At 52.5% G+C, this 12,824-nt stretch carries 10 protein-coding genes; 7 read left to right on the forward strand and 3 right to left on the reverse strand.

What is annotated here, in order from left to right; genetic code table 11:
- Positions 1 to 287 precede the first annotated feature (287 nt).
- Positions 288 to 851 (forward strand): hypothetical protein, encoded by a 564-nt coding sequence (locus tag T8A63_RS19175; RefSeq protein WP_322346290.1) that lies wholly within the window; start codon positions 288 to 290, stop codon positions 849 to 851.
- Positions 852 to 1,263: 412 nt separating this feature from the next.
- Here T8A63_RS19175 and T8A63_RS19180 read toward each other — a convergent pair whose 3' ends face one another.
- On the reverse strand, positions 1,264 to 1,542 hold the full coding sequence (locus tag T8A63_RS19180) for a hypothetical protein (protein WP_322346291.1): 279 nt from the start codon (positions 1,540 to 1,542) through the stop codon (positions 1,264 to 1,266).
- Between the two features lie 164 nt (positions 1,543 to 1,706).
- On the opposite strand from T8A63_RS19180, the gene T8A63_RS19185 reads away from it, so the two are divergent.
- The 3 genes from T8A63_RS19185 (at position 1,707) to T8A63_RS19195 (ending at position 6,864) form a co-directional block, all read left to right on the forward strand.
- On the forward strand, positions 1,707 to 3,152 hold the full coding sequence (locus tag T8A63_RS19185) for a mannose-1-phosphate guanylyltransferase/mannose-6-phosphate isomerase (RefSeq protein ID WP_322346385.1): 1,446 nt from the start codon (positions 1,707 to 1,709) through the stop codon (positions 3,150 to 3,152).
- 1,183 nt (positions 3,153 to 4,335) lie between these two features.
- Positions 4,336 to 4,818 carry a hypothetical protein gene (locus tag T8A63_RS19190; protein ID WP_322346292.1) on the forward strand — a complete coding sequence of 161 codons (483 nt, stop codon included), beginning with the start codon at positions 4,336 to 4,338 and terminating at the stop codon, positions 4,816 to 4,818.
- Positions 4,819 to 5,061: 243 nt separating this feature from the next.
- Positions 5,062 to 6,864 (forward strand): hypothetical protein, encoded by a 1,803-nt coding sequence (locus T8A63_RS19195; RefSeq protein ID WP_322346294.1) that lies wholly within the window; start codon positions 5,062 to 5,064, stop codon positions 6,862 to 6,864.
- 554 nt (positions 6,865 to 7,418) lie between these two features.
- On the opposite strand, the gene T8A63_RS19200 is transcribed toward T8A63_RS19195, so the two are convergent.
- Together T8A63_RS19200 and T8A63_RS19205 are read right to left on the reverse strand one after the other, a co-directional pair.
- On the reverse strand, positions 7,419 to 7,907 hold the full coding sequence (locus tag T8A63_RS19200; RefSeq protein WP_322346296.1) for an acyloxyacyl hydrolase: 489 nt from the start codon (positions 7,905 to 7,907) through the stop codon (positions 7,419 to 7,421).
- Positions 7,908 to 8,445: 538 nt separating this feature from the next.
- Entirely contained in the window at positions 8,446 to 8,652 is a 207-nt protein-coding gene (locus T8A63_RS19205; RefSeq protein ID WP_322346298.1) for a hypothetical protein, read from the reverse strand.
- Between the two features lie 836 nt (positions 8,653 to 9,488).
- Here T8A63_RS19205 and T8A63_RS19210 point away from each other — a divergent pair.
- From T8A63_RS19210 to T8A63_RS19220, 3 genes are all read left to right on the forward strand, one after another.
- Positions 9,489 to 10,253: a class I SAM-dependent methyltransferase gene (locus T8A63_RS19210; RefSeq protein WP_322346300.1), complete on the forward strand. Its 765-nt coding sequence runs from the start codon at positions 9,489 to 9,491 to the stop codon at positions 10,251 to 10,253.
- 24 nt (positions 10,254 to 10,277) lie between these two features.
- Positions 10,278 to 10,967, forward strand: a complete 690-nt coding sequence (locus tag T8A63_RS19215; RefSeq protein ID WP_322346302.1) for an N-acyl amino acid synthase FeeM domain-containing protein — start codon at positions 10,278 to 10,280, stop codon at positions 10,965 to 10,967.
- A 162-nt stretch (positions 10,968 to 11,129) separates the two neighbouring features.
- On the forward strand, positions 11,130 to 12,545 hold the full coding sequence (locus tag T8A63_RS19220; RefSeq protein ID WP_322346303.1) for a HAMP domain-containing sensor histidine kinase: 1,416 nt from the start codon (positions 11,130 to 11,132) through the stop codon (positions 12,543 to 12,545).
- Positions 12,546 to 12,824 lie beyond the last annotated feature (279 nt).

Raw genomic sequence — 12,824 nt, forward strand, 5'->3', positions numbered from 1 at the left:
AATTTAATAGGGTGGAATATCTTCAGTGCCAAGGAAGAAGCACACGTCGAAAGAAATTGAAGCTGTCGTCCAAGAGCTGGAAGCTCTCGGATGGGATCTGATTGAAGGCAGAGGGCACGTTTGGGGGATTCTCCGCTGCCCTGCCAACGATAAGGAGTGCCGCTGCGGTACATTCTGCAACATGTCGTTGTGGTCCACACCCAAAAACCCGCAGCAGCACGCGAAGAAGGTTAGGCAGAAGGCCCTGTCCTGCGTGAGGCTTGAGAAGAAAGACGAAGGGAAAGCCGATGGCTGAAGAATTCGAATTCGAACTGGTCTTCGCGCTCCCCGAAGGAGAGCACGAGGCATTTGCCCTGTCCGACGCCGTCTTCGAGGCCGGCTTTGAAGATGCCCTTGTGGGCACGGGCCAACCTGGCCTGATCGGCGTGGAGCTGGAGGTTGAAGGGAACGACGCAGAGGTCGTGATTCTTGATGCTGCGCGGGCACTGATCAAGGCGCTGCCGCAAGGCACTATCCTGCGCGAGGTTCGCCCTGATCTGGTAAGTTTGGCCGACGTGGCGGAAAAGCTGGAGGTCAAGCGTCAGGCCCTTCAGCAGCGCAAGATGCCACTGCCGGTCTCTGGCGGGCTCTACCGCATCGATGAGATGGTCGCCGCCGTGATGGAGGCTTCGAAGCCCAAAAAGGGCCAAAGGCGCGCGCGCATGAACATTGATGCAGCGTCGAAGTGGTTCCGGGCTGGAATGGCCGCACGCAAGGTGAATGCACAGCTGACGATGTGCGAGATTGATCCAGCGACAATCGAACGATCGCCGCGGTCGGAGGGGGAGGAGCCCGTCTTCCTGCGTCCATGACCAAGGCCGGCCCTTGGGATCCAGCCCCTGTCGGTAAATGTTGATAGGTTTCTTTTGGATAAGATGCGTCGGACTGAGAGCTGGAGGTTCTGCTGCTATTCGCTAAAACCCAGAAGCCAAGAGATCAATGGCAGCAACGATCTCGTAGCGCCAAACCGACGCATCACCAATGACAGAGCCGATTTGTGCGCCTAGAATGGCAACCAATTGCGACATGATTATGATGTGCGGGACGCCGTCCAGATGAGTGGGAGCATGCAGTTTTGGAGTTAGTGCCCCTCATTCGGAGCGAGGGAAGGCCGGAGCACAGAGAATGTAGGGGTCTCAATGCCGAGGTCCGTCTGAACACGACACACGATTTCGTTGCCATCGCGCATACGGTGAATGTTTCCTTGTATCATATTTCTTTTGCTTAAATCTGCCTGAACCGAGCCAAGCTGGGCCCGTTCCGTTCCAGATGACGGGCTTCATCGGCAATGCTCTCTTTAGCTGATGCCATCCAAGCGGCGCGCTCGCGTTCAGCTCGGGATCTTGTGATGCCGGCGTCGATCCAGTCACGAACAATCTCAGCAATAGAATTGCCTGTGAGTTTCGATTCCAATTCGAGGGCAGCTTTGCGATCCTGACCAATGTCACGAATATTCAGGGGCGACGGCATAATAAAGCCACTTTCATGCAGAGTATTGCACATAACGATATCATAAGGCAGCACACTGCATGACCCAAGTCCGTTGATCGTGAAGCCCCTCGAAAATATCTTCGAGGGATCGCACTGGAAGTGTGACGATGCCAGAACTATGGTCGGTGAGAGCTAACAAAAATGCCGTCCATTTTTTGACCCGCAAGGATATTTCTATGCCTCATGTTGTTCACCCGATCCTCTTGGCTGGCGGCTCAGGAACGCGGCTTTGGCCACTATCGCGCAAGAGTTATCCAAAGCAGTTCGCAAAGCTGATGGGTGAGAGTAGCCTGTTCCAAGCGTCGGCGCAGCGGTTGAGCGGAGAGGGGTTTGCACCCCCCGTCATCCTGACGGGAGCTGACTTTCGTTTCGTTGTAACCGAACAGCTGGCGGCAGTTGAGATTGCCCCTGCGGGTATTCTGATCGAGCCTGAGGGGCGCAATACGGCACCAGCAATCTTGGCTGCGGCTTTAAGCCTAGAGAGCCGAGCCCCTGAGGCTTTGATGTTGGTTGCGCCGTCGGATCATGTGATCCCTGACGCGGCTGCCTTCCGGGCGGCAGTACAGGCCGCGACCTCTGCGGCGCAGGACGGTCAGCTTGTCACATTTGGTATCCGTCCTGACCGCGCAGAAACCGGCTATGGCTGGCTTGAGATGAGCCAGCCGAGCGTGGATTTCGAGGCTGTGCCGCAGCCTCTCAAAGGCTTTGTCGAAAAGCCGGATCTCGCCACGGCGGAAGCCATGTTGAGGGGAGGTCAGCACCTATGGAATGCTGGCATTTTCCTATTTTCTGTCAAAGCGATCATTGCCGCTTTCGAGGCGCACGCCCCTGAAATGTTGGCGCAGGTGCGTCTCTCAGTGGAACAGTCTGAGCAGGATCTTGGCTTCACGCGACTGGGTCCAGAGGCTTGGGCGCAAGTCGACGAGGATTCAATTGACTATGCGATTATGGAAAGAGCTGAGAACCTGACCGTGGTTCCCTACAGCGGCGCTTGGTCTGATTTGGGGGGCTGGGATGCCGTTTGGCGTGAGGCTGGTCCAGATGAGACGGGGGTGGTGGCATCGCAGTCGGCGACGGCGATTGATTGTCATGATACATTGCTACGAGCGGAGGATCCCCAACAACAGCTCGTTGGTATTGGGCTGAAGGACATTATTGCGGTGGCGATGCCTGATGCGGTTCTCGTGGCGCATAAAGACCGCGCTCAGGATGTTAAGAAAGCGGTGGCAGCATTGAAGGCTAAGGGGGCAACTCAGGCTGAAACACTGCCGCGGGACTACCGGCCGTGGGGCTGGTTTCAGAGCCTCGTGGTGGGCGGGCGTTTCCAGGTTAAAAAGATCTCGGTTCACCCAGGTGCCGCTCTAAGCCTGCAAAGCCACCATCATCGCTCAGAGCATTGGATCGTGGTGGAGGGTACCGCCAAGGTGACCATTGGAGATGAGGTTAAGCTCGTAAGCGAAAACCAATCTGTTTACATCCCGTTGGGCGCCAAGCATCGCATGGAAAACCCCGGTAAGGTGCCGATGGTTTTGATCGAAGTGCAAACCGGCAGCTACTTAGGTGAGGATGACATCATTCGTTATGAGGATGTCTATGCGCGCGGGCAGGGGGCAAAGGGCTGAGGCAGTCTGATCGATAGAACTTGCTAGATGATGTTGGCGAGGAGTGTCGTTGAAGGCCGCCTCTAAGTTTTTGAGGCTGAGTTTCAAAGAACGTCCCTCCTTGTCCAATCGGATGACTTTACTGAGATCAGACTAGGGGCTATGAGTTGAACTCTTTTACCTTGGAGGGGTTCCCGTGGTTCGAACAATTTTAGTTAGCAAGTACATCCAAGTGCAGGGCGCCTTCGTCCAGGCCTTGAAAAATGGCAACATTATTGTGTGTACCGGAAACGGTCAGTTCGAAGGTCGACCCATCTGACCTGATACTTCTGGCATCACATGTAGTGTTTGCAATCACCAAGCATACCGATGTGGCCGCAAGGCCGCATCTCATCAGTCTCGGGATCATACATCATTGGAATTTCTCCTTTTTTGTAGGAAGTGCAGGCTGAAAGTAGGAGTATGGCTGCGAGAGCAATATACTTCATTTGTTCATTTCTTTAGGTAGTTGTTAGGAGTGCTCATTTTTTACATGAGCCTAATATACAAGTTTATTTTTTCAGGAGCCAAGGGGCAACTGAACGCCGGAGTTGGGCGCGTGCGGGCATAGGCTTGCAGTTTGTTAGAAAAACGCTTCGTCATGTTCTTCTCAGCCCGCTCTGATCATTTCGAAGAATCTAGGAACGATAGAGTGCCAAAGCATAGAGAGATGACACTTGGGGAGGATCCGTTGGATCCAGAAGTGCTATCAGAGGTGCTGGGCTCTCTGGAGGATATGAAGATAGGGGACATCTCCTGCGCTCCGCGTTTGACTGGCTGTATTATGTCCGATGCAGCACTCGTAATACGGGCGCTTGCAGATAAGGCGGATGTTCTCATCGAATAAGGGCGCGAAGGAGGGGGCGTTCTGACGTCGAGGAGCCGGCTGTTCTCGCGAAGGTGGCTTTTAAAGCTGGTTGTGGGTAAGTATCCTATATTATGCTTTCTATTACTCTTTTTTAACAATTGCCTAGCTTTGGGGAAGAAGGTGGCCCGGCTAACTTGGAAAGAAACTGATCGAACTCGGGGGGCAAAGACCTGGCTGTTGAGGCCCCTTTGCTGGATTTTGGGGCATGGCTTTTATCAGGCGGATGGCGAAAGCTGGGTGGATGCCACGCTAATTTGCCCAAGATGTGGGCAGAAGCATTCCCGGTAAGGAGGCCTTGTGCGAGTATACCTCGCTTCTCTTCAGCAGTGTATAGACGCCAAGATTTGGCCGGCTGCTGTGTGCCTTGCCCTTACTCTTCCGGAGATGGCTGGAGCGGTTGAAAGCCCCGAACTCGAGGCGCGACAAAGTTATGCCAAGTGGTTTGATCAATGGATTGGTAAGAAGTACCGCACGAGCCTCCTGTCGGGGACGCGTAGGTTTCTTTCGGGGTCTGAGTGCTATGCGCTAAAATGCGCTGTGCTCTATCAAGATGTTGACGCTCGAGCTGCTTTGCCGGATGACCGTGGCTACATTCTCAACCGCTATAATTTTACATCAAAGCCAGAAGACCATTGTATCCATAAGGGCGGGGTGCTTCAGTTGGCTATGGGCAGCTTCTGCCAAGATGTCCTAGCAGGGTGCGAAGCGTGGCTCAGCACTGCTGAAAATAATCCGCGTAAAGTGGCGCGGCTGAAGACGCGGCTCGGCATCATCGGCTAACCTCAAGCCTGCCTCGCCGGCACATGGGTCTGTGAGTGGGCGTTCAATTTTGCTCTCTCCCCCTCCTAGAGGGGATAATCGGCGTCCATCAATCCTTCTTAATGCTTATAAGGTGCCGCAGTTATCGGGAGTTGAAATGGGGTCCAGTTCACACCACGGACATGAGTGCTTAGCGCCCGTGAAATAAATCATGCTTGTTCATCAACTGTTTGGTAAAGCAGATCATAGGGCAGGGAGTTTTCGATGAGCATTTTGGTAGCGCTTTCGGTCGTTCTGACAGGGATCAATGGTCTGTTCGGCGCAGCAGCTCCTCTCCCGTCTGTCACTCAGCATGCGGTTGTTTTGCAATCCTCGGAGACCAAGCCGCTGCTACGGAGCGCGCCTCAAGTCCCGCGCGTCCTTCTGGCTGCAAGTGAAGATGAAGCCGTCGCCCAGGACACCTTCAAAATGGGTATTGGTCTGGCATCGGTTGCCGATTGGAGTGCCCAACAACCCTTTCTCGACGTTATGAAAACAGCGCGTCCTTGGCTGGGTCACTTGCCAGGCCAATTTGGTGGAATGGAGTACGAAGAACTCCTCGGAAAGGGTGTGCTTGATGGCGATGGCTGGCCTCTTTGGGTGCCTTCCGAGTTGGGCGGCATTGGCACCGTCATCCTGACGGACATGCCCGCAGGGGCCAAATCCCTTCGCGGTAGGTATCGTTTGGCGTTTGATGGAGCGGGCATCATCGAGGTCAGGGGTCGCGCCGAGCGCGTTCACTATGGAAAGGGGGTCATCACATTCGACTATGAACCCGGCCCCGGACTGGTGGATATTCGCATACAGCAGACCGATCCAGCTGACCCGGTACGCAACATTACGGTGATTAAGGAAGAACACCTTGCTGCATATGCAGCTGGCAGCCGCTTTAACCCCTATTGGATAGATCGCATTCGCGATTTCAAGGGGCTGCGGTTTATGGATTGGATGGAAACGAACCACGCGACGCTATCTGAGTGGCACGCACGCCCAAAGCCGGATGATTTCACCTATGCCCAGAAGGGTGTTCCGGTCGAAATTCAGGTCGCTTTGGCCAATGAGCTGTCAATTGACCCTTGGTTTAATGTCCCGCATTTGGCTGACGATGCTTTTGTGCGTGCCTTTGCCGAATATGTAAAAGATAATCTTGATCCCAATCTCAAGGCTTATGTCGAGTTTTCCAATGAGGTTTGGAACTGGCAGTTTTCCCAAGCCCGATGGGCTGATGAGCAAGCCTTAGCGCGGTGGGGTCAGAAAGACGCTTGGGTGCAATATTACGCACTACGTGCCACTCAAGTGGCTCAAATCTGGTCCGAGGTATTTGCAAATGAGGCAGCGGAGCGGCTCGTTAATGTGATTTCAACCCAAACGGGGTGGATCGGCTTGGAGCAGGATATCTTGAATGCGCCGCTTTGGCAGGCAGAGAACCCTGGCGCTCCGATCCCGGCGGAAGCATTCGACGCCTATGCCGTGACAGGCTACTTGGGCGGGGTTTTGGGCATGGCTGAGTATGAATCTTTAGTGCAAACTTGGCTCAGTGAGAGCTTGGAGCAGGCAAAGGTTGAAGCCGACGCCGCCGGGCTCCGCGGCGAAGCGGCAGATAAATACATAGTCGAGCACCGCTATGACCGCGCAAGTACACTGGCCGCTCGGGATCTGATGGACGGGTCGCTAAGCGGCACATCTGGAGCGCTCTTTGATCTGACGGAACGTATTTGGCCGTACCATGCAGAGGTTGCCCGCACCCACGGTCTTGATCTTATCGTTTATGAGGGGGGTACTCATATTGTCGGCATTGGACCGCAGGTAGATAATGCTGAATTGACCGCCTTTATGCAGCATTTCAACTACTCGCCTGAGATGGGTCGTATCTACAAATTGTTGTTGAGGGCATGGGGTGATTTGGGCGGGGGCCTGTTTGCTGCTTATACTGATGTCTATGCGCCGACCAAGTGGGGCAGTTGGGGGGGATTACGTCATCTGGATGATCATAACCCTCGATGGGATGCCTTAATCTCATTTCAGTGAGACCGCAGCGCGTGGCATGTGGCCAAACACACCCGCAGAGTTTTGTGATCTGGCGAAGACACCAGAGAATGGACCCACCGGTCGCTTTTTGGCGGCTCCCCGCCGGCCCACGGGCATGACGTTCTTTTGGGGGTGTTGTTCGACCCTTTGGCCGCGCATAGGTACGCCGGTGTCCTTGGGGGCACGGGACGATAGGCGTGGTCATGATTGCTTCTTTGGGATTTTATTTTGTGACGCTGTCTCTAGTGGCTTGTCTTGGGCTGGCGCTGGCATTGTTTTTGGGCGCAGGTCCGCGATGAACTACTGCGGCCCTCAAGAGCCACAGAGCATCGCTCTGAGCATTTTGAGAAACGAGGCGCTAACCCTTTGCCTTGGGATGACTTTAGCCTTTGACCTGGCCGCCTTTTAGGTCTGTAGTAACGAACCCGCCCGCGTCTTGATGCCGTCCTCCGGCGCTTCATGAAGGGCGCGAACGATACCAAAGGCACGACCAGGAGTTACACCTCTCCTAGGACGGGACCCATCTCAGGTCGTGCAATAAGAATGCCACTCGCCTAAAAACTATGGTGATAGCGGATCGCTAAAGTTTCTGAACCGGGGTTCGGACTTTTGAGGCGGGCGTTGGATTTGTGATCCAATGCGAGTGATACGCGGCTGGTATCATCCAGTTCGTACCCCAATCCGATTAGCGTCCGGAACTGCATGTTTCCATTGAGGGGCGTCCCATCGGAGCCTTTGGTGTATAGCCCGGGCATAAAGCTACCTTCAATGAACCACGGGCTATCCTTGAAGTGCCATTGAGCAGACAAGCCCGTGCCTATGAATATATCGCCATCGTGGTCGACTTGGGCCGCGACAGCAAAAGAGTAATCGGCATAGCGCCCCTCGAAGAAGGGCGCGGAGTGATACTCTGCGACAATGGCAGTTGCAGAGGTTTCAGTATGCTTGAGTACATCATCTACGCCGACGCCAAGCACCACCTCACCACAAAATGCTGCAGAAGTCGAAAACATAAAACATAGAGTGGGCGTTAATTGCTTCATATTAGACCTTGGTAGGGAGTGAGGGATGCAGAGATCAGGTACGGGTAAATGTCTGTATGATACAGATAGCGCCACCTCATTTGCGTAAGGACAGAGCGCGCGTTGTTTGTATGTGACACTTCATGCTGAAGGCAAAGTGGTCCAGGGCCCCGATCGTTGCACCTTAGAGGTTTCGGTTGGGGCGTTCATGGCTAGGTCGTCCACCGCCAAAAGACGCATGGTATCAAGGCTTTAAGTTGGTCTGTGCGCAAGATTTTGGCATTTTAACTAGCATGATGTAAGTCTGTAAATACATCAGAAGCAGGCGGGCCTCACCTAATGGGCCCGCCTGTATAGAAGGTGTGAAGGCTTTATACCGCATGGTCCGCCGTCCGGATGCCTCAAGGCTGGCCCTGTCCAACGCAGAGGTGTTGTAATCACGGATCAAAAACTGAACGACTTTGACAGCGTCACTGGCTAGAGCCGGACGTAACCTCTAAAGGCGGTCTGACGGTAGCTCGGTCTTTGCCGGAAATTCGGTTCCACGCTTTTGAGGAGCTCAATCAGTAACATCACTCGGGATTTTGATGTTGCGACCCGCCGCCCCCGCAATGTAGGCGTCATGAATGGTTTGGGAAATCATCGGATCGATGGCCCCATACTCCGTCATTAGCTCTTGTATATCTTTATATGATAAATCAGAAAATCGACGTTTATTCAGTCGGTTATATCCATCGACAAAGTCGCTCAAACAATATTCGGCCATCTTCCCCCTCCCACAGGTTTAAAGCAGCATATAGAATTTCGCTGGAAAGCATAAGCCATTCGAACGTGAAGGTGATGGGTGGTGTGGGACAGGCGTGCTCGCAGGGGGCGAGACGCTAGTGGATGGATAGGGGCAGAAGCAAAGGAAGCGATCTATCACACCTCATTAGGCATTGTGTTAGCAGATGATCGTGTCACGAGGATTGCTAGCGGTTACTCGAGCCCTAAGAAGAGCGGCATAGCGGCCATCACGTAGTTTTGCTGTGGCGCCAAGAGCGTTTCCTTTGCAGCAGGACCTATGTTGTCATTGTGATGTGTCGCGATGCCTAAAAAATGTGCGACTAGGTCCAATGCGAACAGGTCATTGTTGCTTTCTATTGTCACGGTCGGATCGCCACAAACAACGGATACTCTCATCACAACTCCAAGTTTGCCGAAGCATTACGATTTGATCCCGTTGTCATCCAGAATTGGGTTCGCATGTAGGCGAGCTTGTGAAATATTCCTCTAAAATCAGGCACTTTTGCCCCTGTAGCGTCACATTTCCACTTGTCGGCTGGGGAGGACCTAGTGTCTCTATGTAGAGGGGTGGCCATGCTTAAACATTTTAGAAGACTGCTTCTGTTGCAGACGCTCGACCAATCGACGATTCTTTTAGCTCAGTGCGGGCAAGGGCACGTTGGCTATGATCAAACAGCAGGCGCAAAATTGGAACACTTTACCACAAATATGGGCATTTCTAAGTAAACCTTGAAGTGTCAGCTTCATCGCATAAGGTGTTGTTAGTAAGGAGCCTTTTAAAAAGACGCTCCAGGGCAGCTTCGGAGACTTCACAGTATGTCGCTCAATACCAATGCGGACGTCGCATCTCCGAATGTTGGCGAACTTTCACGATCGGATCAGCCAGGGCCCACCGATTGGACCGCTTATTCATCGGCATATGACCTTCTTTCGATGCATAACCCCGCATATAAGGCGCTTATGCAGGATTTCGCCGCATTTCTTGCAACAATAGAGACGCCGCGGCGGGTCTATGACATTGGCGGCGGTACGGGCAACTATACAGAAATTGCAGCACGCGCCTGTCCTGATAGTGAAATACATCTTGTAGAACCTGATGCGGCGATGATCCGATCCGCGCGGACCAAGCTGTCAGCACATGGCAATATCAACTTTCACAATCTCGCACTGGAAGACGTCAAGGGCACAGATACCTGCGACCTCGTGGTCTGCGTTCATGCTCTTTACGCGATGCCAGAGCAAGTGCAGCGGCTTGATGACCTTCATCGCTTGCTGAGACCAGGCGGCTACCTTTATCTCATTGACCTTGGTCGGCGCATGGACGTCGCGGACTGGCGCAAATATCTGTTTTCAGAGCTTAGAAAGAAGCACGGACTTGCTGGTGCTCTGCGAATTTTCTGGCAAGGGCGTGAGGTGGCGAAACAAAATAAAGCTATCTGTGAAGCGCAAAAAAGTGGCGCTTATTGGACGCACACTCCAGGAGAGCTTGCATCGGCAACGAGCAACGCCGGTTTTGAAGTGATTAGCCAAAAGACCGTATATCGTGGCTATAGCGACCTTCTCGTATGCCGCGCAAAATAATAATTTAAGAGCAGAGGCAGAGAGATGGACGAGCACATTGATGAGGCGCTAAAACAAGTCCGCTATAAGGTTATGACGGAAAGTTCGGACCTCGAAGCAATATATCGTTTGCGTTACACATGCTACCGAGCTCAGCAATCGATTGCGAAAAACGAGTTTGGGCGTATGACAGATCCGTTTGATGAGGCCGCCAACTGTGTTCATGTCGCCGTTTTGATGAATGACGAGGTTTTGGCAGCGCTTCGGCTTCATCTGGTCTCAAAATTATCTCATGTTTCTCCTACTTTAGAAGTATTTCCAGAGGTTTTGGATCGCGTGGAGAACGAAGAAACGGTTCTCGATCCCACACGGTTCGTGATTGCTCCAAAAGTCCGAGGAAGACGTGTGCCATTGCACTTTCTCGCCTTAAGGATTCCTTTTCTTGCCGCGATGTTCTACGATATCGACTGGGCTTTGGCGCCCGTGCGCGGCGAGCATACCGCGTTCTATCGGCGTTATCTCGGTTACAAACCAGAGTTGGAAGCGCGTGTTTACCCAGGATTGAAAAAGCCCGTACAGCTTTTGATCGCGAATTTTCGCGAGCAACGGGATGTGGTCTTGGCGCGCACGCCGGTGTTCGGCCCGATGAGTGAGTTCCCAAACGCCAACATTGCTTTTCCGAAGCTTTCAGGTGTCTATGCGTCCTCCCAAAAAGGGCGCTTTAAAGTTGCCTGATGACGCGTTGCGGTCATGTGAGCCCCCCCAAGCAAAGGTCGGTGACGGTCTATTTTTAGCGGGTTCTACGGGGGCGCTCATGCAGGTCCTGCGGCGTCAAACATTTGCCAGAAACTGACAAAATTTAAACATATTAACGGTGTAGCACTAAGCGTCAGCAATATGGCCGAGGTCAGCGTGAAGTCCCTAAATGCATTCCATGCGCCCCGTACCGACTGGTTCAAGCCGGATGGGCGCGAGCAAAACATCAAAGACTATATAACGCTTGCCAATCAACTCGTCTGGAAGCGACAGGGCAGCTTTTTTGCAGCAGCTGTTCTCGCCGCAATCTACTTCGATGCTCTAACAATATTTGCGTTTTATGCTGTTGTCGTTGCTACCGAGCTGCTCGATCTCCTTCTTGGGCATCAATCTAAGAAATGGGATGGTGAAGACCGGGCTGTTGGACGGAAAATTTTTTTACGCATTGCCATCAACACCATCTTAAGTGCGCTGGCGATTTCTGCGTTCATCCTTAGCATCGCACATCAAGAAACCTCGCCTGGGCATTTTACGTCCCTGTTCTTTCTGTTCTCCGCATCGGTCTTTGCATCCATGTACAATAGCCAGATGTTGGGCATCTTGGTATTGCGCCTCTCGATATATGGTTGCGCCTTTTTGTACATCGCATTCCTTGATGTGGTGCGATACCTGCCGCCCTTGAGCTCTCCCATTTGGTTGCAGTTTTGGACAATTATCTTCGTTCTCTATTTCATTGCCGATATGTCTTTGAAGTTCTACCTGAGCTACCAAAGGCAGCAAAAACATATGAGCTTGATTGAGGAGGAGAACGAGCACACGAAAGCTGCTTTAGAAGTCAAATCAAGGTTCTTGGCCATTGTAAGCCATGAGCTGCGCACACCTCTGACTTCGATTGTTGGTTCCCTTGAAATTTTGAGAAGCGAAAAAATTGGCGTTTTGCCTGATCCGCTAAAGCCTGTTCTCAACATCGCGGCCAGAAATAGCCAACGGCTCACAACTTTGGTCGAAGATCTCCTCGACTTACAAAAGCTTGAAGCGGGCGAGATGAGGCTCGACTTCAAAACCATTAACGCGAATGACCTCGTGCAAGAGGCGGTCGAAGCCATTGCAGGTTATGCGAGTAAGGTGGGGATCGAAGTCAAATCGTCGCTTTGTAAGGAAGATTGCGATATCTCTGGGGATCGCCAGCGATTGATACAGGTCATGAGCAACTTGCTGTCTAACGCACTCAAGTTCTCGGATGACGGCGGCACGGTACTCGTGCGCGTTGAAGAACAAGGTGGCAAGGTCCGTATTTCAGTTCAAGACGAAGGAATTGGTATACCGCAAGGAGCCCAGGACGCTGTGTTTGGTAAGTTTAGCCAAGTGGATGCTTCAGATATCCGCAAGGTTGGCGGCACAGGGCTTGGCCTCAATATCTCCAAGCAGATCATCGAGCGACATGGTGCTCGTATTGATTACACCAGTAAGCTTGGCGTGGGTTCGGTGTTTTTTATAGAGTTTGACCGAGTGAACGGCCGAGATATTGAGTTTAACGCGGCCACGCAAGCGGCCTGACGCTGACCGACGCCATGCTCCGCCTGCCTAGATCATAAATACCGCGGTTTAGTCGCGTCGGTTGTGTGATAATCAACACATCGCCATTTTATTGCCGTATTTATGGCCCCTTATCGCCTTAATGCGATATGCAAAGCATAAAGATGTAAATTACTCAATCAATACAATTAGATACGCCTTTATCATGGGTGTATTCTTACGTTTCTTGGAGCAAGTTAGTATTTTTCTATTGATTGTTCCGACGGCTTTCTTTTTCCTCGACCGGTAAACTAGAGGGTG

The organism is Sulfitobacter sp. OXR-159 (assembly GCF_034377145.1).
In the GTDB taxonomy this organism is placed as follows: domain Bacteria; phylum Pseudomonadota; class Alphaproteobacteria; order Rhodobacterales; family Rhodobacteraceae; genus Sulfitobacter.